Origin of the sequence: Ruminococcus sp. 1001136sp1, assembly GCF_039841815.1 — a bacterium.
Lineage (GTDB): Bacteria > Bacillota > Clostridia > Lachnospirales > Lachnospiraceae > Blautia_A > Blautia_A faecis.
The window spans coordinates 1-18856 of the sequence record NZ_JBDPGY010000032.1; the positions used below are offsets into that span (position 1 = coordinate 1).

Here is an 18856-nt window from a genome sequence, read left to right on the forward strand (position 1 = left end):
TTCCACTGCTTTTTTAATAAAAATAAAACTGCGCCACAGCCTTGGCAGGCCATCGCGCAGCGATTTTGTTCAATCGGAGTTTGACGAGGTAAAAGAATATGAATGGAAAACATCTATTTCTTACATCTGCAGGGTTGACCGATAAGATGAAAGAGAAATTCTTTGATATTATTGGAAAGTGTCCGAAGGATGTGAAAGTGCTTTATATTCCAACAGCTGGCATTGAAACAGATGGTGCAAGAGAGTCGCTTGCAATATGTTTTCATGAACTCTTTCTAATGGGAATTCAGTACGAAAATATATTAGTGTACAATCTGGAATTAATTCTTTCAAAAGACTATCAAAGAACCTATTCTTCGTATGTTACAAACCCGTTTATGCTTACAAGGCTATTAACTTTTGAAGAATTAAACCAATTTGATGCTGTTTTTGTCAGTGGTGGTGATGTATCTGTGCTTTGTCGTGAAATGTCTAGAACTGGTTTTGATAGAATACTTAATAATGCAATTAAAAACGGACTTATATATGTCGGAATCAGTGCAGGAAGTATGTATGCGGCGGGAAATTTAACAGATGGATTACATATTATTGACAATCCTATTATCCCCCATTGGAATGGTTCTGAAACAACAGTATTACCGAACGGCAAAGATGAGATTAAGCTTGCTGATGGAAAAGCTGTTTATGTAGAGGATAATTACATGAGTGTAATATGATGCACATGTAGGATTAGTCAAATTCCAATTGAGATTTCACCTGTTTTAAGAAATTTAATAACTGTTATATTTTATTATTAAATTCTTCGCAACCCCTTGAAAACACTGGATTTGTCGCAGGTGAGCTTTCCCTTATTATTTCCCTTGTGTTATATCGTCCCATCAGTGTTTATGCACTCTGATAAGGGCAAATACAAGGGCAAGAAAAATCTATAAGACAGTATAACACAAAATAAAAGTGACATGGTGAACTGATTGAAATGCTTCTTAATTTTTGCTACTACTGATTGATTAAATGATAAGGAGATGGGATACGATGAGAACAATATTTGCAGAATACAATCCACAGTGCAACAGCATTGATGTATATACTAATACGGGCTATATACTCCGTATTGATTGTTGGGAAGCAGAAAAAAATTTAAGAACCACACCTGGATCTGATTGTGCTTTGACATCGCTTGCAATCGATGAGCCATTAGAATATGCAAGGTTATATCTTGATGGGAATTTACAGATGTGGGTAGATGCTGAAGATTCATTAGAGTTATGATTATTCCAATCAAAATCTACTAGAATTTATTAAAAATTAGCTTCATAATTTTAAAAGGACAGCCCTATTGCTATGAGGCTGTCCTTAAAAATACAATAGATAAACCTAGATTATTCTTGCTACTATCTGATTGTTAAATTTTCTGTATTCCATATTGCAAATCTCCCTTTTCGCAATATTTTATTAGTATGAATGCCAGAATCGCTGAAAAAACACGTGCCAATACCGTACTCCACCATATCATAATCTGTCCACCAAATAAAGGTGGTAAAACAAGCATAAATATCAGCATCAATACTGGTTCAATGAATGTAAGAATGTATGACAATCCACTTTTTTCAGTAGCATAAAATCCAGCTGTCGCTATTCTGGTAATCGCAACAAATGGTAATGACACTAAAAATATAGGTACAATTTTAGAAATCTCAATACTTACTTCATAAGAAGCTCCGAAAACCCCTCCAATATTTGCTCTGTTTACATACATGATAATTCCACCACAAACAGCAAGAATTATTGCAAAAATGTATGCCATTCTCTGAACTCCTCTCAGGCTTTCTTGATCCTTCTCACCATAAAAACGGCTCATTAAAGGTTGACTTCCATCACCTACGCCCTGCAATATGAGATATATGATACAGATAATATAGGATACACATGCATAAGTTGCAATAGCTTTTTCTCCCCCATAAGAAGCGGAGAATCGGTTTATAAACACCAATGAAATATTAGGAGTCAATGCTAGCCCAAATGGTGCAAGACCTACTCTGAATATAGCGCCACACATTTCTTTTACATTTTTTAAGGATACATACACATAAAACTTTTTATTATATAATGCGTATATGATTGCAATTGCTGCAGTCACACCCTGTCCGGCTATTGTAGCTGTGGCTGCACCTTTCATGCCCATTTCATATATCCATACAAAGATAAAATCCAGAACAATATTGGTTATGAATCCACCAACCATCGCAAACATTGACCAGAAAGAGTTTCCATAATTTCTAATGAATGGCATCATTCCAGTTCCAAGAATCTGCAATATTGCTCCAAGTGCTATAATTTTGATATAATCTGTCGCATTTGTTAATATAATTCCATCTGCTCCAAGCAATCCTAAAATTTTAGACGAAAAGGAGTAAATAATTATGGTACTGATAACACTTACTATTACAAGAAGCCACCAGCTTGTAGCAATAAATTCTTCTGCCCGTTTTCCTTTCTTTTCTGCTGCATTAATTGAGTAATAAACAGCTCCTCCCATACCAATTCCTGTTCCAAGAGCCTGAATCAAAGCCTCAATCGGATATGCAATATTAATAGCCGAAAGTCCAGCATCTCCTATGGTATTGCCTACAAAATATCCATCCACTATCGCATATATTCCTGATAATGCAAATGCTATAATAGATGGAATAACATATTTAAAAAATAATGATTTATGATTCATTTTTCTTACAATCTCCTTCCTTGAAAAGTCTGATAAACAGCTCTGTATTATCATTAAGACTTTCTATATTCTCTAATCCCATTTTTTCGATTACTAATATTTCTTTTGAGTGCAGTTTTTCTATGATATCTTTCGTATATTCCATTCCTGATTCTGTGAGGCATATCAGCTTATTTCTCTTGTCTGAATCATCAGATACCATATTGATGTATCCTTTTTTCTGAAAATCTTTTAGTATCGTATTTACCGTTTGCTTAGGTATATTCCATTTTTCACTTATCATTTTCTGCGTGCATCTTCCATTACTTTCATAAAATGAATGCAAAGCAAAAACTCCATTTGAAGACAGTCCCTGATCCTTTGACCATTCCTCATACATTGCTGTACATTCTTTCCATAAAGCATAATATCGTTGCAACTGTATTATCATATTATTATCTTTTCTCATCTTTTTCCTCCTTAAATTAGTACGAATCCGGACTTTTGTATTATAGTCCGAGTTCGTACTAATTGTCAAGATTTATTTATATACTTTTTCTTTATATAAACAATCAATAGTCCCTTACTAAGGACAGGAAGATTATGAAATTTCCCTGTCCTCTTTTAATAATATCCTCGTTCTTCCATCCAGTCTTTCACATAACATCTGATTCCAATATAAATAATATGCGACAGTAATAGCAATACAATAAGATTTATCGGATTAGCGTTTTTAATCCATTCTCCAAAGTAAATTACAACAGCTGTACTCGTTATCGCTACCACGATACTGATGATATCCCAACAATATTTCCGGTAGATTTTTCCTACCTGATAACCAATCCCGATTATCAGCCACCCGGTTATTACGAATAAAATTGCCATGACAGTACCGGCAATCAGCCAGTACACAATCCCGGAAAGAATACTGTTAGGTATTCCACTGCTTAACTGTCCGAAAGAGTCTGCACCTGTCACAAACTCCCGAAATAAACTTCCCATTCCTTTTCCTAACGCACCGAAAAAGACGATACAGTCGTTAAGGAAAACCGGCGAAAGAATCGCAGTAAACAGTGTTGTTGTTATGCTGTACCATGCCAGTAGAAACAAGATACTTTCATAACCAATCGTCATATTTTTATATTTCTTTTCTAACTGGCTTTTACGGCTATCGCATTTTTCTTTTGCTTTCCGGTAAGCAGTACGGTCACATTTTTCACATTTCTCATAAGGCACTTTTTTCTCAACAGCTACCTCTACCGTCTTTTGGTGTGTCTGTGCATAAAGTTTTTCCTGCTCTGCTTTTTCATACTTAAATTTCCATGCCACGGCTTCTGCGTCGGCTCTTTTCCTGCTGTCTGTCTCGCTGGTCAATCGTTCCTCTGTTTGCCTTAATCTTGTCCGCAATGCTTCGATATTCTCGGCTCTGTTTTCGCTGTTCAATTTCTCGTTCAAGGTCAGCGATTCGCTTAGCTGCCTGTTTAGTTCCTGGATTGTCTGGTCTTTCTGATCCAGTTCGTCCTGCATCTGTTCGGTCATCAGCAGAAGTTCTTCCACCTGCCCGACGTTCTCTAAGTTTCTGCATTCGCTCATCGATCTCCCTCGCTTTCTCTATCTGCTGTTTAAGGTCAGCAATTCGCTGTTCTGTTTCTGCAATAAGCTGTTCTCGTTGTTCAGCTTCTGCGTTAATTCCTGCCATTGCTGATTCTCGTTTTCCAACTGTTCGATTCTGGTTTTCTGTTGCTCGATCTGTGAGAGCAGTTCTTCTGTATCTGGCAAAAGATTTAGCAGCCTGGATAATTCGCTGTTTAAGCTTTTTAAACTCTGGTTCTGCTCCTGAAAAGACAGGAGCTGCCTGTCCCGTTCCTGCAATTCCTGTACCATCTCTGCCATAAGATTCTGCTGTTCCTCGATCTGGTTTATCATTGTCTCCATCATGGGAATGACTTCCCGGCTTTCTTCTAATGTCACGCAATCGCTCCTTCCATTGTGTTAATGCACTGGATACTTTTCCAAAAGAAATCTGTATTTTATCCAGCAGTGCATTTTGTCTTTTTATGATCTGGTTTTCCTCTACTTTCCATGAAGTAGAGGATGTCTGTCCGTTTTGAAATTTCTCGTCAATTTTTCTGGCATCTGCGCCCTCATGGATCGTCGGTATCTCTAATTTTCCCTGCCTTGCATAAGAACGATGGTCAATGTGATTTTCCGTTTTCAAATGTGCATTACAGACGTTTGCCCATTCGCTCCGCCATAGCTCACAATTTTTCGGATTGTTCCACCCGGTAGCATCGGTTAATACACGTTTCCACTGTTTGCGGTTCCTTGTCCCGACTTTCTGGACTCCATTTTCATCAAGTACGGGGATTCGGATTCCATGACGGTCAGGGTTCTTTTTATCCTGCCACCAGTCCGGATGGGATTCATCCACCACAATATTTCCATTTTCATCTCTGACAAACTCCCAATCCTTGATTTCTTTGTTACCCCATGAGTGGTCTGAATTGAATGGTCGCAACGTCACCAATAAATGCACATGGGGATTACCATCTCCTTTATCGTGGATACTCCAATCCGCACACATTCCCTTATCTACAAAGGTCTTTTGAATATATTCAGTTGTATAATCAATCTGTTCCTGTCGGCTCCATTCTTTCGGAAGTGAGAACTCAAATGACCTGCCGAGTTGTGCATCTGAACTTTTTTCTATCCTCAAGACTTCATTCCATAAACGCTGCTTCTGAAAAGTAAGTTTGAATTTTTCCAGTGCAGCATTTTGGTTATCTGCCCTTTTATATCGGACAGATTTCTGGAACCGTCTGATATTTTCAGCAGGTACATTCTGCCATTCCTGTGGTGCATTTTCACACATCAGCAGGCTGGTATAAACGACTTCTTTTTTTGAAGTATAGTAGCTGATCCTGCCTGTTTCTTCATTTTTCATCACATCGCCATTGAGATAAGCAGACGCCGATATGATGGATTTTCCTTTGCTGCGTCCAACAATCTTTACTGTATAATGAAAAATCGCCATGCTCCGTTTCCCCCATTCTGCCGTATCCGGCTTTGATTTCCGGCAGGTAACGTTTTTCCTAAAAGAAAATGGTATCTGCCGGAGCACCCTCTGCGTAAGAGTGCCCTGTGCATAACAGCCTGCATGGAATGTGCCCCTCTGGCGAAGAGTGCCTCCTGCGGCATGAGCAGGTCTGGCTGAAAGCCCCGCCGACGGAACGAGCCCGGCAAGCGTAAGCGCAGACCGGTTGCCACCTGTGGCAAACTTATACGGACGACCTCTGGTTGTCCATAAGTGCGCCCTTCATAAAAAAGCAATGAAGGGAATGGAAACTCCACTCCCTCCGGCATTACACTTCCTCCGTATTTGCAACTGGCTCTTTCTGCATTGCCTTTGAGAAGAATTTCCCATTTGCTTCCTGCCTTTTTAAGAAGCCGATCAGCTTTGGGATATCATCTTCCTCAATCGCAGAACCCAGTACCGATTCCACTGCACCGCCAATCTGGCAGAGCCTGTGTGTCCGTTTTTTGGTTTCCACATCTTTCTGACGTTTCTTCAGTTCCCGTTTCTGTGCTGCATACTGTTTTGCTTTCTCAAGGCTTTCCTGTTCTTTCTTTTCCAACTGGAGCATACGCTCCTCATAACTCTTTGTTGATCTTGCCATAAATATCATCGTCCTTTCTTTTTTTCCAAACATAAGTTTCCTGTTGTCTGTCAGACGAAGTACATGGTATAATCTGCTTGCGTGTAGGTATATCATGACTCCGGTCTGATAGAACCTTTGGCGGTTTCTTCGGGAACCGCTTTTTTAAGTTGAACCGTTTCTTGTGACTGCTTTCACATTTCCCTTATCCCTCAAGTCCCTGCCCTCGTTGGCTTCCATAAAAAGTTCCAGCATATCCGTTTTGATCAGGACTTTTCTCCCAACCTTCAATACCGGAAGTTTCTTCCACTCTACCAACTTTCGCAGGGTGTTCCTGCCAATTCCCGTATAATCAGCAGCTTCCTCAATAGATAAGGCAATCTTTCTTTGCGTCATATGACCACCTCCTTTCGAATTGCATTATGCAATTTCATTTGTGCTGTCAGTATAGCGTGTTTATATTGCTTTGTCAAGCATTATGAAATTTTTCTGCTTTTCTTAAAATTGCATATTGCAATATATTTTGTTGCGTGGTATAGTAATGACATACCGAAAAAGGAGGCACATCAGCATGAAAGATAAAGAACTACGCAAGCTGATTGGCAGCAGGGCAAAACAGCGCCGTCTGGAATTAAATCTGACACAGCCTTATGTCGCAGAGAAGATGGGAGTTACCGCTTCCACAATCCTGCGTTATGAGAATGGTTCGATTGACAATACCAAAAAGATGGTACTGGAAGGTCTTTCGGAAGCACTTCATGTATCGATTGAATGGCTCAAAGGGGAAACCGATGAATATGAAACTGATATTACGGATAAGAAAGAATTGCAGATTCGTGATGCGATGGGCGACATTCTCAAACAGTTTCCTCTTGACCTCAATAAAACAGAAGACGCTTTTTCTAAAGACTTACTGCTGTTAATGTTAAAGCAATATGAACTGTTTCTGGATTCGTTTCAGTTCGCCTGTAAAAATTACAAAGGCAGTACCAAAGATGCGGACATTGCCAAAGTAATGGGATTTGAATCGAAAGATGAATATAATGAGATTATGTTTCTCAGGGAGATCACACATACTGTCAACGCATTTAATGATATGGCAGATGTTGTAAGGCTCTATTCAAAGAAACCGGAAGCGGCAGAACAAAGGCTTGCAAATCTTTTATCCGAAGTTATGTATGACGATTCTGAATCGGTATAGTAAGATAATCGGAGTTATGATACAATGAGCGCAAGCGAGTCAAGCTGTTTACAGATTTGACGAGCGGCGAATTGGCTTATGGACTTGTCCATAAGATGCCTACACGCAAGAAGCATTTCAGCAGTTCCGATTGTCTGATATCGAAAGGAGACATACGATTATGGCAAAAGGATCTGTTAGAAAAAAAGGAAAAAAATGGTACTATCGTTTCTATGTAGAAGATGCAAGCGGTAAAATGGTTCAGAAAGAATACGCCGGAACCGAAAGTAAAAGTGAGACGGAAAAGCTTCTCCGCAAGGCACTGGAAGACTACGAAGATAAGAAGTTTGTTGCAAAGGCAGATAATCTTACCGTAGGGGAACTTCTGGATATGTGGGCAGAAGAAGAACTGAAAACTGGGACACTCAGCAACGGTACAGTGGAAAATTATCTTGGTGCAATCCGATGTATCAAAAAACACCCGATTGCAGACCGCAAACTGAAAACAGTTACTGCCGAACATTTACAGGCATTTCTTGATCTGCTTACATTCGGTGGTGAGTTTCCAGACGGGAAAGTAAAAAAGGGATACAGCAAAGATTATATCCATTCTTTTTCCGCAGTGTTACAGCAGTCATTCCGTTTTGCAGTATTTCCAAAACAGTTAATCAGTTTCAATCCGATGCAGTATATTAAGCTGAAAAAGCAGGCAGAGGAAGTTGACCTCTTTTCCGATGATGAAGTGGAAGAAGGTACACAGCCGATTTCACATGAGGATTATGAACGGCTTATCCAATATCTGGAAAAGAAAAATCCACCTGCTATTCTTCCGATTCAAATTGCGTATTATGCCGGGCTCCGTATCGGGGAAACCTGTGGTCTTACATGGCAGGACATTAACCTTGAGGAACAATGCCTGACCATAAAACGCAGTATCCGCTACGACGGCATGAAACACAAAAATATTATCGGACCAACGAAACGGAAAAAAGTAAGGATTGTTGATTTTGGAGATACGCTGACTGAAATACTGAAAGCTGCCAGAAAAGAACAGCTCAAAAACCGGATGCAGTATGGCGAATTATATCACCGCAATTACTACAAAGAAGTGCATGTGAAAAACAGGGTATATTATGAATACTATCATCTTGACGGAACACAGGAAGTCCCGACAGATTACAAAGAAATCTCCTTTGTCTGCCTGCGACCAGATGGCTCTTTGGAACTGCCGAGTACACTCAGCATTGTATGCAGATCAGTGGCAAAGAAGCTGGAAGGATTTGAAGATTTCCATTTTCACCAGTTGCGTCACACTTATACCAGCAATCTGCTTTCCAATGGAGCTGCACCGAAAGATGTACAGGAACTGTTAGGACACTCTGATGTCAGTACCACAATGAATATTTACGCTCACTCAACAAGAAAAGCAAAACGGGATTCCGCAAGACTTCTTGATAAAGTAGCGAGCAATGCTTAACTAAAAATTTCCCTTATTTCCCTTGCGGATTCCGCATAAGGGCAAAAATAAGGGAAAATACATATCATTTCACTATTTAATGGGCTGAAAAGCCTGTAAAATAAGGAAAGTTCAGGAAATCTCTCCACAAATTCCAATTTGCGAGGATGAACACTTATGAAAGAAAAAAGCAAAAGTGAAGTTTCAATAATAGGTGGTGCAGATGGCCCAACAAGTATTTTTATAGCTGGCAGAACACGGAAAAAGCCTCTAAAAGTAAGGATACGAAATATTATCTACAGATATAGACGTAAGATAGTAGAGAAGAAAGTGGTTGCAGATTCACATACTCTTGATGAATTGGTACAATATGCAATGAATACCTACAATCTAATTGAAACTAATTCAACTGAGAGAAAATATATTGAACAACAAAAAAACCTAAAGGAGAGTTTGATTTTACAGCATAAACCAGAAGTTTTAGGTGAAATGAAGGATATTCCAAAGCCGGATGTTTCTAATGAAGAATCTGTCAGAGAATATTTTTGTAAAATAAAGACTCGAAGCGAAATGATTGCCGAAATGCCAGATAATGTAATTCCTATGAACTTTCATCTATATGAAATAAGAATCGGTGATGATTCTCTTGAGATGGAGATAGATTATATTTGGAATATATTCGGTATATCTTATTCTGGAAACAAGAAAGTAATGAAACAGTTTGAGAAAATTTCAAAAGATTTGTATATCTATTATGGTGTTAGTGAAGATGATATTAAGAAAAAGACAGAAAGATATTTATCATTGGTAACGGCATTAAGTTCATAAATTCCAGCCTGTCTTTCTGAAATTTCAACTGAATAACCACAGCATAAACCGCTGCTACATGGAAGCTAACACAACCATGCAACAGCGGTTTTTTGTTACCGTTTTTTCCTCTGGCTGATAGGCGTTCCCATTTTCTTTGATTTTTTGAGAATCCGAATCAGCCAGCGAAATTCTTCGTCTGACAGATTTTTATAGTTGATACCGAGCTGCTTGCAGTAAAGAACAACCAGCTTTTCATCCCGGCTGCCCTTGAAATTTTCGACCGCTTCCAGATTTTCTTTCAGTTCATCGGCAACGGTGGTCTGGGGAGCACTTTCGCTGTCTTTTTTGTGAGCTTCTCGAATATCCCGGATAATGAGGTTGAGGTCATCCAGAACCATGTGACTGAAATATTCATCATCGCTGATATGGGCGGCTTGCAGCACTTTCAAATGCGGGTCATCTTCGCCGGGGCGATACCGTTCAATGATTTCATGCCGGACGGTATCGACAAGAGCGTTGAGATTTTGAATCTGCATGGTGGCAATCCCGTCCACATAAATCTCAATGTCTGCAAGAAACTTGATAAAATCTTTATGTGTGGCAAGTTCGCAGAGCAGACGGTTGTTAATCCGACCGCTTTTCAGAAGTGCAACCATTTCATCGTTTAAATGCAGTTCCGTCAATGGCGTGTTGATCTGCTCCTTGTTCTCTGTCCGGCATAGCAGATAATCGACGGAAACCTCATAGAAGTCTGCCAGCGTGATAAGGTTGCCATGATTGATTTCCTTATAATCCTCTTTTTCATAACTTCCAAGAGCTGATTTGGAAATGCCCGTCAGCCTTGATAGTTCTTCCAGATTTAAGCCTTTGTCCTTGCGGAGTTCCCAAAGGCGTTCCTGTATGCTTGTTGCTCCTTTCATGGGCACACGCTCCTTTCCGGCGGTTTCATTACTGCCGTTTAACTGGATTATATCATACTTTCCGCAATCGTGGAAATTTCTGATTTTTACCCCTAATTCCTACTTTGTGGACATACGGCACAGGGCACAAAAATGTTCTATGATACAGGTAGTTCATCGATGGATTATTCCAATCGAATGACCAGCCTGTGTGGGATATGCTTCCCCGGCGATGTAGCGCCATGACTTTTGGCAGGGATGTGGAGGAACCCTGACCGAAACGAGCGTACCAAAGGGAGCGATACGCCGCTGTGAGATTCAGGGGAGGAACGACACCGGGGAGAACTGGCGAACTGACACCGAAATGATACCGAAACACGACAATCTGATAGGGGGACAGTCTACCCTATCGCTGATACTTCGGGAGATTTTAGGCGGCTCTATGGCTGTAATTTTGCCGAAAATCGCCCCGAAACCATACACTAAAACGGGAGGAAGCGCAATATGCCGAGAATGAGCAAAAAGAGGAAGTATGAGCTTTCCTTTTACCTCAATGACCGGGGGCGTGTCACTTACAACGAATTATGCCGGAAATGCCAGCATGGGTGCAAGCAGAGCTTCCGGGCGGTTGTGATTGACTGCCCCCGTTATTTATCCAAACGAGGAAAGAAAAAGGAGGAACACACAGAATGAATTTTGAATTTATGACGATAGACACACCACTGCCGCCATGTATGCCATTTCCCAGAGCGTTGACAGGATTTCCAGTTAGCAGCACCGCAAAGGTCATGTACTGCCGGATGCTGGACGCTATGCTGTCCAAAGGACAGGAGGACGAGAACGGAATCCTGTTTGTCTGCTTCCCTGTCACAGCCATTGCCGCAGTCCTGTCCCGCAGCCCCATGACGGTCAAGCGTTCTCTGAATGAACTGGAAACCGCCGGACTTATCATGCGGGTGCGTCAGGGCGTGGGAGAACCGAATAGAATTTATGTGCTGATACCGGGAAAGGAGGACGCTGCCCTTGCCTGATACCTCAAAGCTGGAAAAGCTCAACAGGGAGTTGGAGAAAAGCGAAAAGAAACTGCGGAAAGCCATCAATGATGAAAAGGCATTGCAGCACCAGTTAAAGCAGCTTACCCGAAAGGAACGGACGCACCGGCTCTGTACTCGTGGCGGTATGCTGGAAAGTTTTCTGCAAGAGCCGGAACGCCTGACAGATGATGATGTCATGCTGTTGTTGAAACTCATTTTTCACAGGCAGGACACGCAGGAACTATTGAAAAAACTGCTGGAACGGGAGAAGTCGGAAACCCCTTAGTTTACTAAGGGCGCAATTATACACCACCCAGAGGTTGGTGCATTGCGTTCTCCGAAGGCTCCTCGCCGGAGGGCTGTGATTTTCCGCAGTCATGGTCTGCTCCAAATCATACAGGGGACGCTACGCTTCCCCTGCGCTGGCTGCCGCCAGCTACCCTTTTGTGGACTTGCCATCTGTGGACACCTTGCGTTGCAAGCTGTTCCCAGCCGACAAGTTTCATAAAATATGCTATCTTTTCGATAGGCGTTGCAGTATAATGAAGTAAACAATATGTTTGAATTTTCTTAATGGGTGGATAAAGACGAAACTAAAACTTAATTAAGGAGGATAGGTATGATATTGCTTAATCAGATAACAAGTGCTGTTTTACAACTTTTGATTTTTTCAAGTGTTCCTTTTGTGTGGTATATTCTTACACATAAAAGGGTTAAAGGTTTTTTTAAGTGGCTGGGATTTAAAACAGCACCAAACCCACCTTTGAAAGCCATGTTTTGTATTCTTGCGGGATTTTTAGTTGGAGTCTTTTTACCATATATGTGGCTCTATAAATCTGGAAATTTGAATTATCAAGGATTTACAGTTGATGCATTTCAGCAAACTGGTTGGAGTATAGAAACATTTACTGTCATATTGATATGGGCTGTAATTCAGACTTCCTTATCTGAAGAAATTATGTTTCGGGGTTTTCTTTGTAAACGCTTGTGCAATAAATTTGGAGAAAAAATAGGTAATACAGTTCAGGCTTTATTTTTTGGTATGGTACACATTGCTGCGTTGCCAGACAAAAATATCCCTGCAATGTTCATCGTAGTATTACTAACTGGTGGAATAGGCTATACATTGGGATGGCTTTCATTAAAAAAAGTTCAAGGAAGTATTTTATATGGTTGGGCGATCCATGCAACAGTTAATATTCTTTCACCAATTATTGTTTTCACATTTTTATTGCCCAATTATGTGTTGCAATAAAGTATGAAAATATATATGAGTATTAGGAGGTGTAATGTATGGCGAAAAAAGTATATTTAGTAATCACAATTTTTATGGTGTTAACCTTATTGAGTGGCATTCCACACCTCATAGAAGGAATTCATGCGAGAGGTATGACAGAAGTTAATTATGGTATCGTTGGCTTTCCAATACTTATAGGTATATGGAGTTTCTATAAGTATAAAAAAGCGGAATAAAAAATGGTTCTGACAACTTCTGGTTTGCCATCCACACTTCGGGTCAACTTGCCCCGAACTTTTACAACTAAATACCCGCCGCCCACACGGCGGCACACCGAGCAGGAAATCTGAAAAAAGGTCTCCTGCTTTTTTTCTGCCCAAAATGAGGTGGTAAAACGCCACCCCATCCACCAATTAGCGAAAGGAGGAACACGAAATGCCCTGTCCACACAACGAAATCACGATTGTGCAGCGCAGCCAGCGGCAGTCTGCGGTTGCCGCCGCTGCTTACCAAAGCGGCGAAAAGCTGTTCTGTGAATACGACCAGCAAGTGAAGCACTACCCGGAAAAGCGTGGTATCGTCCACAATGAAATCCTGCTCCCGGCAAATGCCCCACAGGAATATGCAGACCGCAATACCTTATGGAACGCCGCCGAAGCGGTGGAGAAACAATGGAACTCCCAGCTTGCAAGGCGGTTGGTGCTTACCATCCCCAGAGAGATACCACCCGACCAGTATGCTGTCCTTATCCGGGAGTTTTGTGAGCAGCAGTTTGTTTCCAAAGGCATGATTGCTGATTTTGCCATCCATGACCCCCATCCGCCGGGACACAACCCCCACGCCCATGTCCTGCTCACTATGAGGGCAATGGACGGACATGGAAAATGGCTTCCCAAGAGCCACAAGGTTTATGACCTTGACGAAAACGGGGAACGGATAAAACTTCCGTCCGGCAGGTGGAAAAGCCACAAGGAAGATACGGTTGACTGGAACGACCAGAAGTATTGTGAAATCTGGCGGCATGAATGGGAAGTCATCCAGAACCGCTATCTGGAAGCCAATGACCGCCCGGAGCGTGTGGACTTGCGTTCCTATGCCAGACAGGGGCTTGATGTTGTCCCTACTGTCCATGAGGGGGCTGCTGTCCGGCAGATGGAAAAGCGTGGTATCCAGACGAATATCGGCAACCTGAACCGGGAAATCAGAGCCGCCAACAGTCTGATGAAGTCCATCCGGCAGCTTATCCAAAATCTCAAAGGCTGGATTACCGAGCTGGGCGAAAAACGGAAAGAGCTGCTTGCACAAAAAGCGGCGGAGGAAGCGACACTTCTTCCCAATCTGCTGATGAAGTATATGGAAATACGAAAGGAAGAACGGAAGGACTGGACAAGAGCTGGACAGAACCGGGGGACTTCACAGGACTTAAAGGCAGTCAGCGAAGCACTGTCCTATCTCCGGCAAAAGGGGCTATCCACTGTGGAGGACTTAGAAGCGTTTCTGGAATCTTCCGGGAAATCAGCCGCAGATTACCGCAGTCAGATGAAGCCAAAGGAAGCTCGCAGCAAAGTGATTGACGGGATTCTTGCCAGCCGGACAGACTGCAAGGAATGTAAGCCTGTCTATGAGAAGTACCAGAAGATATTTTTTAAGAAAACAAAGGAGAAATTCAAACAGGAACACCCGGAGGTTGCCCGATATGCGAAAGCCGCCGCCTACCTTGCCAAGCACCCGGATGATAAAGACAGCACCCAAGAGGAGCTGCAAGAGGAGCAGGAAACGCTTCTCAGCGAAATCGCAGAGCTGAAAGTACCGCTGACCGAGGTGCAGGCTGATTTGAAGAAGCTGCGGGACATCCGCTACTGGGTACGGAAAGCCACACCCGGCACAGAGGAAAGCAAAGAGCCGCCCAAGAAGCAGCCTATCAAGGAAGTCTTGCAGGATAAGGCAGACGAGAAAAAAGCACAAAGAACCGCCCCGGCACAGGCGAAACACAGACAACAGGATATGGAACTTTAACAGGCACTTGCCATTTTCAATCAGAGAATGTCAGGTGCTTTTCTTATTTTCAAGGAGGGATAGATTTGAATGTATTTGAAGCTGTGAAGCAGTCCGTCACAACAAGACAGGCTGCGGAGCATTATGGAATCCATGTAGGTCGGAACGGGATGGCTTGCTGTCCGTTCCATAACGATAAAACCCCAAGCATGAAGCTGGATCGGCGTTACCACTGCTTCGGCTGCGGTGCGGATGGGGATGTGATTGATTTTGCCGCCGCCCTGTATGGGCTGGGAAAGAAAGAAGCCGCCGTACAACTGGCACAGGACTTCGGGCTTTCCTATGAGGACTGGAAACCGCCGGGAAAGGCAAAAAAGCCCAAGCCCCGGCAGAAATCCCCGGAGGAACAGTTTCAGGAAGCAAAGAGCCGCTGCTTCCGTATTCTTGCCGACTATCTCCACCTGCTCCGGGCATGGAGAAAGGAATATGCCCCGCACTCCCCGGAGGAAGTCTTTCATCCCCGGTTTGTGGAAGCCTTACAGAAGCAAGCCCATGTGGAATATCTGCTGGATGTGCTGCTGTTCGGGGAGACAGAGGAAAAAGCGGCTTTGATTACGGACTACGGAAAGGATGTGATACAGCTTGAACAGCGAATGGCAGAGCTTGCAGCCGCAGACGCAACAAGAACTAAAAAACACCATGAACGCCATGCAGCCGCCCCAGAGCATTGAGGAAATCAAGGCGGGGCTGGAAACCACCGAGAAAGGCGGTGTCCGTCAGAGCATACGGAACTGCCTGACCGTATTCCAGCGTGACCCTCTGCTTTCCGGGGCTATTGCATACAACATCCTGACCGACCGCAAGGACATCATAAAGCCCATCGGTTTTCACAGAGAAAGCACCGCCCTGAACGATACGGACATGAAGTATCTGCTTCTTTATCTGGAAGAAACCTATGGGCTTACCAATGAGAAAAAGATTGATAACGCCATCGGGATTGTGGCGAATGAAAACAAGTACCATCCCATCCGGGACTATCTCAATACCCTTGTGTGGGACGGGACAGAACGAATCCGTTTCTGCCTGCGGCACTTTCTGGGGGCTGACGCAGACGATTACACCTATGAAGCATTGAAGCTGTTCCTGCTGGGTGCAATCTCACGAGCCTTTCAGCCGGGGTGCAAGTTTGAAATCATGCTCTGTCTGGTTGGAGGTCAGGGGGCTGGCAAGTCCACCTTCTTCCGTCTGCTGGCAGTCCGGGACGAGTGGTTCTCCGATGATTTGCGGAAGCTGGACGATGACAATGTGTACCGTAAGCTGCAAGGTCACTGGATTATCGAAATGTCGGAAATGATGGCAACCGCCAACGCCAAGAGCATTGAGGAAATCAAGTCATTTTTAAGCCGGCAGAAAGAAGTTTACAAGATACCCTATGAAACCCACCCGGCAGACCGCCCCCGTCAGTGCGTGTTTGGCGGCACTTCCAATGCCCTTGACTTCCTGCCCCTTGACCGTTCCGGCAACCGCCGCTTTATCCCCGTCATGGTGTACCCGGAGCAAGCCGAGGTTCACATTTTGGAGGACGAAGCCGCTTCCAGAGCCTATATCGAGCAGATGTGGGCAGAAGCTATGGAGATTTACCGAAGCGGCAGGTTCAAGCTGGCTTTCAGCCCCACCATGCAACGGTATCTCAAAGAACACCAGCGGGATTTTATGCCGGAGGACACCAAAGCCGGAATGATACAGGCGTATCTTGATAAGTACACCGGGAGCATGGTCTGTTCCAAGCAGCTTTACAAGGAAGCCTTGAACCACACCTTTGACGAGCCGAAGCAATGGGAAATCCGGGAAATCAACGAGATTATGAACCAGTGCATTACCGGCTGGCGGTACTTCCCGAACCCAAGAATGTTTTCCGAATATGGCAGACAAAAGGGCTGGGAGCGTGAAAACCCGGCAACGGACTCCGGCAACCCGTCTGAAAAAACGATGGACGGTTTTGTGGAGGTCGCAGAACAGATGGAGCTTCCATTCTGAAAAGGACAGCCCGTTGCACCCCCTGTTGCTATCCCGTTGCCGAGCCGGTTGCCGGGGAAAATCCCATAACTGCGGGCTTTTCTCCCTTATAACAACCAAAACAACAGAAAAATAAAAGAAAAGTATAAATAGTAAGTAATGCCAGACTGAGATTGTTTGCAAGGTCTTTTGAAGCCCGTTGCCGGACTTCGTTGCCGACACCCTCTGTTTGGCTGTTTTCATGTGCGCAGACAATGAGCCAAGCGGATACGCTTGCGTATCCATTTGGCGAATGCTGCGACAACGATAATTATGGAGGATAACTGCCTATGGCAAATAATAAGATGAATATTGAAGGGAAAAATTACTCAGATATTCCGGTGTGGCGTAGATATACGCTTACCATTGAGGAAGCAGCCAGATATTATCATATCGGCGAAGGAAAACTGAGAACGCTTATTGACACACATCCCAATGAGGATTTTTATGTGATGAACGGCAATCGTGCCCTCATTAAGCGTGAGAAATTTGAGCGGTATCTGGATCAGGCTACTGCTGTGTAAACAGAGCTGACAGATTTACCGATTTCATATGATATAACTATGCGGAGAACTGGATTTGTGCTATGATAAGAGTGCAAGTCTGTCTCTCTTTTTTTGAAAGGAGAGTTCACCATGAGTGAGAAAAGACGAGATAACCGTAATCGGATTTTGCGAGAGGGCGAGTACCAGCGTAAAGATGGGAGGTATCGGTTCCGCTATATTGATGAGGATGGAAAAGAGAAAAATGTATACAGTTGGCGTTTGGACAAGAATGATCCAATGCCGAAGGGGAAGAAGCGGGAGCCTTCCCTGCGTGAGAAAGAAAAACAGATTGAGGCAGATTTGTTTGACCGTATCGTAACAAACGGTGGCAATTATACTGTTTTGGAACTGGTAGAAAAATATGTTTCATTGAAAACAGGAGTTCGTCACAATACGGTTGCCGGATATAAAACGGTCATCAATATGCTGAAAAAAGAGAGTTTTGGGAATCAGCGAATTGATAAGGTGCGTTTGTCAGACGCAAAGGCATGGTTGATTAAACTCCAACAGATTGATGGACGGGGATACAGTTCCATTCATTCTATCCGGGGAGTTCTCAGACCGGCATTTCAGATGGCGGTAGATGATGACCTGCTTCGTAAAAATCCATTTGAATTTGAGCTTGCATCCGTCATTGTCAATGATTCTGTTACCAGAGAAGCGATTACCCGAAAGCAGCAGCGAGATTTGTTAAAGTTTATTCAGGAGGATAAGCATTTCAGCAGATACTATGATGCAATCTATATTCTTTTTCACACAGGGCTTCGTATCTCAGAGTTTTGTGGACTGACGGTTTCAGAAGTCGAGTTTGGAGAAATGCGTATTAAGGTAGACCATCAGTTACAGCGTACTGCACAGATGCAGTATGTGATTGAAGAACCGAAAACAGACAAAGGTATCCGTTATGTGCCGATGACAGAAGCTGTTGCAGCGTGTTTTCGCAGAATCATTGCCAACCGAAAGACACCAAAGGTTGAGCCGATGGTGGAAGGATATGCCGGATTTTTGTTTCTGGATAAAAATGATATGCCGATGGTTGCCCTGCACTGGGAGAAGTATCTGGAGCATATTATTCAGAAATACAATAAAATTTACCGTGTCCAGATGCCGAAAGTTACCCCTCATGGTCGAGTTATAATAAGGACAAGTTAGAAAACTCCAGTAAATACAAGGGGTTGCACTAATTTAGTCCTTATTTTTAATTTCCTGAAAAGGGAAAAATAAAGCAGCGCTGTCATTCCAGAATATGAATTATTACAGATTCAGACTGGAAATGGATTTGTGTAAG

Annotated in this window: 24 protein-coding genes; 15 read left to right on the forward strand and 9 right to left on the reverse strand. The window is 42.9% G+C overall.

Going from position 1 to position 18856, the window contains the following annotated elements:
* Nucleotides 1-98: 98 nt before the first annotated feature.
* Nucleotides 99-716: a Type 1 glutamine amidotransferase-like domain-containing protein gene (locus ABHC48_RS18900; RefSeq protein WP_195700457.1), complete on the forward strand. Its 618-nt coding sequence runs from the start codon at nucleotides 99-101 to the stop codon at nucleotides 714-716.
* Between the two features lie 316 nt (nucleotides 717-1032).
* The gene (locus ABHC48_RS18905; RefSeq protein ID WP_002578301.1) at nucleotides 1033-1269 is read left to right on the forward strand and encodes a DUF6061 family protein; all 237 of its coding nucleotides are present in this window, start codon (nucleotides 1033-1035) and stop codon (nucleotides 1267-1269) included.
* Nucleotides 1270-1402: 133 nt separating this feature from the next.
* On the opposite strand, the gene ABHC48_RS18910 is transcribed toward ABHC48_RS18905, so the two are convergent.
* The 7 genes from ABHC48_RS18910 to ABHC48_RS18940 form a co-directional block, all read right to left on the reverse strand.
* Nucleotides 1403-2722, reverse strand: coding sequence for an MATE family efflux transporter (locus tag ABHC48_RS18910; protein WP_002595210.1), 1320 nt, complete (start codon nucleotides 2720-2722; stop codon nucleotides 1403-1405).
* Nucleotides 2712-3170, reverse strand: coding sequence for a MarR family transcriptional regulator (locus tag ABHC48_RS18915; RefSeq protein ID WP_109257461.1), 459 nt, complete (start codon nucleotides 3168-3170; stop codon nucleotides 2712-2714). The genes ABHC48_RS18910 and ABHC48_RS18915 overlap by 11 nt, the downstream gene beginning before the upstream one ends.
* Nucleotides 3171-3325: 155 nt before the next feature.
* A complete protein-coding gene (locus tag ABHC48_RS18920) occupies nucleotides 3326-4075 on the reverse strand; it encodes a DUF6040 family protein (RefSeq protein WP_009243742.1) in 750 nt (249 codons plus the stop codon).
* On the reverse strand, nucleotides 4014-5735 hold the full coding sequence (locus ABHC48_RS18925; protein WP_109214826.1) for a MobA/MobL family protein: 1722 nt from the start codon (nucleotides 5733-5735) through the stop codon (nucleotides 4014-4016). Before ABHC48_RS18925 ends, ABHC48_RS18920 begins: the two co-directional genes overlap by 62 nt.
* The gene (locus ABHC48_RS18930; protein ID WP_058692446.1) at nucleotides 5711-6064 is read right to left on the reverse strand and encodes a hypothetical protein; all 354 of its coding nucleotides are present in this window, start codon (nucleotides 6062-6064) and stop codon (nucleotides 5711-5713) included. Before ABHC48_RS18930 ends, ABHC48_RS18925 begins: the two co-directional genes overlap by 25 nt.
* Nucleotides 6064-6378 carry a DUF3847 domain-containing protein gene (locus ABHC48_RS18935; protein WP_002578306.1) on the reverse strand — a complete coding sequence of 105 codons (315 nt, stop codon included), beginning with the start codon at nucleotides 6376-6378 and terminating at the stop codon, nucleotides 6064-6066. Before ABHC48_RS18935 ends, ABHC48_RS18930 begins: the two co-directional genes overlap by 1 nt.
* Before the next feature lie 144 nt (nucleotides 6379-6522).
* Nucleotides 6523-6753, reverse strand: coding sequence for a helix-turn-helix domain-containing protein (locus ABHC48_RS18940; RefSeq protein WP_002578307.1), 231 nt, complete (start codon nucleotides 6751-6753; stop codon nucleotides 6523-6525).
* Nucleotides 6754-6928: 175 nt separating this feature from the next.
* Here ABHC48_RS18940 and ABHC48_RS18945 point away from each other — a divergent pair, with 175 nt between their 5' ends.
* The 3 genes from ABHC48_RS18945 (at nucleotide 6929) to ABHC48_RS18955 (ending at nucleotide 9821) form a co-directional block, all read left to right on the forward strand.
* A complete protein-coding gene (locus ABHC48_RS18945) occupies nucleotides 6929-7558 on the forward strand; it encodes a helix-turn-helix transcriptional regulator (protein WP_009243739.1) in 630 nt (209 codons plus the stop codon).
* A 160-nt stretch (nucleotides 7559-7718) separates the two neighbouring features.
* Nucleotides 7719-9014, forward strand: coding sequence for a tyrosine-type recombinase/integrase (locus tag ABHC48_RS18950; RefSeq protein WP_009321335.1), 1296 nt, complete (start codon nucleotides 7719-7721; stop codon nucleotides 9012-9014).
* A 156-nt stretch (nucleotides 9015-9170) separates the two neighbouring features.
* Nucleotides 9171-9821, forward strand: a complete 651-nt coding sequence (locus tag ABHC48_RS18955; protein ID WP_025579830.1) for a hypothetical protein — start codon at nucleotides 9171-9173, stop codon at nucleotides 9819-9821.
* Nucleotides 9822-9916: 95 nt separating this feature from the next.
* Here the strand turns inward: ABHC48_RS18955 and ABHC48_RS18960 are convergent, their stop codons facing one another.
* Complete coding sequence (locus tag ABHC48_RS18960) at nucleotides 9917-10723, reverse strand: helix-turn-helix domain-containing protein (protein ID WP_160560428.1); 807 nt, start codon at nucleotides 10721-10723, stop codon at nucleotides 9917-9919.
* Nucleotides 10724-11206: 483 nt separating this feature from the next.
* On the opposite strand from ABHC48_RS18960, the gene ABHC48_RS18965 reads away from it, so the two are divergent.
* The 8 genes from ABHC48_RS18965 to ABHC48_RS19000 all read left to right on the forward strand — a co-directional run bounded on the left by ABHC48_RS18965 (nucleotide 11207) and on the right by ABHC48_RS19000 (nucleotide 17005).
* Complete coding sequence (locus tag ABHC48_RS18965; RefSeq protein WP_064786541.1) at nucleotides 11207-11395, forward strand: hypothetical protein; 189 nt, start codon at nucleotides 11207-11209, stop codon at nucleotides 11393-11395.
* Nucleotides 11392-11733, forward strand: a complete 342-nt coding sequence (locus ABHC48_RS18970) for a DeoR family transcriptional regulator (RefSeq protein ID WP_003020305.1) — start codon at nucleotides 11392-11394, stop codon at nucleotides 11731-11733. The genes ABHC48_RS18965 and ABHC48_RS18970 overlap by 4 nt, the downstream gene beginning before the upstream one ends.
* Nucleotides 11726-12022 (forward strand): DUF3847 domain-containing protein, encoded by a 297-nt coding sequence (locus ABHC48_RS18975; protein ID WP_055249495.1) that lies wholly within the window; start codon nucleotides 11726-11728, stop codon nucleotides 12020-12022. Before ABHC48_RS18970 ends, ABHC48_RS18975 begins: the two co-directional genes overlap by 8 nt.
* Nucleotides 12023-12355: 333 nt before the next feature.
* A complete protein-coding gene (locus ABHC48_RS18980) occupies nucleotides 12356-12991 on the forward strand; it encodes a CPBP family intramembrane glutamic endopeptidase (RefSeq protein WP_173864063.1) in 636 nt (211 codons plus the stop codon).
* 38 nt (nucleotides 12992-13029) lie between these two features.
* Nucleotides 13030-13209 carry a hypothetical protein gene (locus tag ABHC48_RS18985; protein ID WP_173864062.1) on the forward strand — a complete coding sequence of 60 codons (180 nt, stop codon included), beginning with the start codon at nucleotides 13030-13032 and terminating at the stop codon, nucleotides 13207-13209.
* 199 nt (nucleotides 13210-13408) lie between these two features.
* Nucleotides 13409-14989 (forward strand): MobQ family relaxase, encoded by a 1581-nt coding sequence (gene mobQ / locus ABHC48_RS18990; RefSeq protein WP_195700492.1) that lies wholly within the window; start codon nucleotides 13409-13411, stop codon nucleotides 14987-14989.
* A gap of 65 nt (nucleotides 14990-15054) precedes the next feature.
* On the forward strand, nucleotides 15055-15699 hold the full coding sequence (locus tag ABHC48_RS18995; RefSeq protein WP_173864060.1) for a CHC2 zinc finger domain-containing protein: 645 nt from the start codon (nucleotides 15055-15057) through the stop codon (nucleotides 15697-15699).
* Entirely contained in the window at nucleotides 15668-17005 is a 1338-nt protein-coding gene (locus ABHC48_RS19000) for a virulence-associated E family protein (RefSeq protein ID WP_173864079.1), read from the forward strand. The genes ABHC48_RS18995 and ABHC48_RS19000 overlap by 32 nt, the downstream gene beginning before the upstream one ends.
* A gap of 28 nt (nucleotides 17006-17033) precedes the next feature.
* Here the strand turns inward: ABHC48_RS19000 and ABHC48_RS19005 are convergent, their stop codons facing one another.
* Complete coding sequence (locus ABHC48_RS19005; protein WP_334285744.1) at nucleotides 17034-17240, reverse strand: tweety protein; 207 nt, start codon at nucleotides 17238-17240, stop codon at nucleotides 17034-17036.
* Nucleotides 17241-17313: 73 nt separating this feature from the next.
* On the opposite strand from ABHC48_RS19005, the gene ABHC48_RS19010 reads away from it, so the two are divergent.
* Nucleotides 17314-17547, forward strand: a complete 234-nt coding sequence (locus ABHC48_RS19010; protein ID WP_016218019.1) for an excisionase — start codon at nucleotides 17314-17316, stop codon at nucleotides 17545-17547.
* Between the two features lie 111 nt (nucleotides 17548-17658).
* Nucleotides 17659-18720 carry an integrase DNA-binding domain-containing protein gene (locus tag ABHC48_RS19015; protein ID WP_243284613.1) on the forward strand — a complete coding sequence of 354 codons (1062 nt, stop codon included), beginning with the start codon at nucleotides 17659-17661 and terminating at the stop codon, nucleotides 18718-18720.
* Nucleotides 18721-18856: the final 136 nt, after the last annotated feature.

Coding starts and splice junctions, on each gene's coding strand:
- ABHC48_RS19010 (WP_016218019.1), top strand. CDS start 17,314: ATGGCAAATAATAAGATGAATATTGAAGGGAAAAATTACTCAGATATT.
- ABHC48_RS18950 (WP_009321335.1), top strand. CDS start 7,719: ATGGCAAAAGGATCTGTTAGAAAAAAAGGAAAAAAATGGTACTATCGT.
- ABHC48_RS18930 (WP_058692446.1), bottom strand. CDS start 6,064: ATGCCGGAGGGAGTGGAGTTTCCATTCCCTTCATTGCTTTTTTATGAA.
- ABHC48_RS18905 (WP_002578301.1), top strand. CDS start 1,033: ATGAGAACAATATTTGCAGAATACAATCCACAGTGCAACAGCATTGAT.
- ABHC48_RS18980 (WP_173864063.1), top strand. CDS start 12,356: ATGATATTGCTTAATCAGATAACAAGTGCTGTTTTACAACTTTTGATT.
- ABHC48_RS18940 (WP_002578307.1), bottom strand. CDS start 6,753: ATGACGCAAAGAAAGATTGCCTTATCTATTGAGGAAGCTGCTGATTAT.
- ABHC48_RS18910 (WP_002595210.1), bottom strand. CDS start 2,722: ATGAATCATAAATCATTATTTTTTAAATATGTTATTCCATCTATTATA.
- ABHC48_RS18955 (WP_025579830.1), top strand. CDS start 9,171: ATGAAAGAAAAAAGCAAAAGTGAAGTTTCAATAATAGGTGGTGCAGAT.
- mobQ (WP_195700492.1), top strand. CDS start 13,409: ATGCCCTGTCCACACAACGAAATCACGATTGTGCAGCGCAGCCAGCGG.
- ABHC48_RS19015 (WP_243284613.1), top strand. CDS start 17,659: ATGAGTGAGAAAAGACGAGATAACCGTAATCGGATTTTGCGAGAGGGC.
- ABHC48_RS18965 (WP_064786541.1), top strand. CDS start 11,207: ATGCCGAGAATGAGCAAAAAGAGGAAGTATGAGCTTTCCTTTTACCTC.
- ABHC48_RS18985 (WP_173864062.1), top strand. CDS start 13,030: ATGGCGAAAAAAGTATATTTAGTAATCACAATTTTTATGGTGTTAACC.
- ABHC48_RS18945 (WP_009243739.1), top strand. CDS start 6,929: ATGAAAGATAAAGAACTACGCAAGCTGATTGGCAGCAGGGCAAAACAG.
- ABHC48_RS18935 (WP_002578306.1), bottom strand. CDS start 6,378: ATGGCAAGATCAACAAAGAGTTATGAGGAGCGTATGCTCCAGTTGGAA.
- ABHC48_RS18960 (WP_160560428.1), bottom strand. CDS start 10,723: ATGAAAGGAGCAACAAGCATACAGGAACGCCTTTGGGAACTCCGCAAG.
- ABHC48_RS18915 (WP_109257461.1), bottom strand. CDS start 3,170: ATGAGAAAAGATAATAATATGATAATACAGTTGCAACGATATTATGCT.
- ABHC48_RS18925 (WP_109214826.1), bottom strand. CDS start 5,735: ATGGCGATTTTTCATTATACAGTAAAGATTGTTGGACGCAGCAAAGGA.
- ABHC48_RS18900 (WP_195700457.1), top strand. CDS start 99: ATGAATGGAAAACATCTATTTCTTACATCTGCAGGGTTGACCGATAAG.
- ABHC48_RS19000 (WP_173864079.1), top strand. CDS start 15,668: ATGAACGCCATGCAGCCGCCCCAGAGCATTGAGGAAATCAAGGCGGGG.
- ABHC48_RS18970 (WP_003020305.1), top strand. CDS start 11,392: ATGAATTTTGAATTTATGACGATAGACACACCACTGCCGCCATGTATG.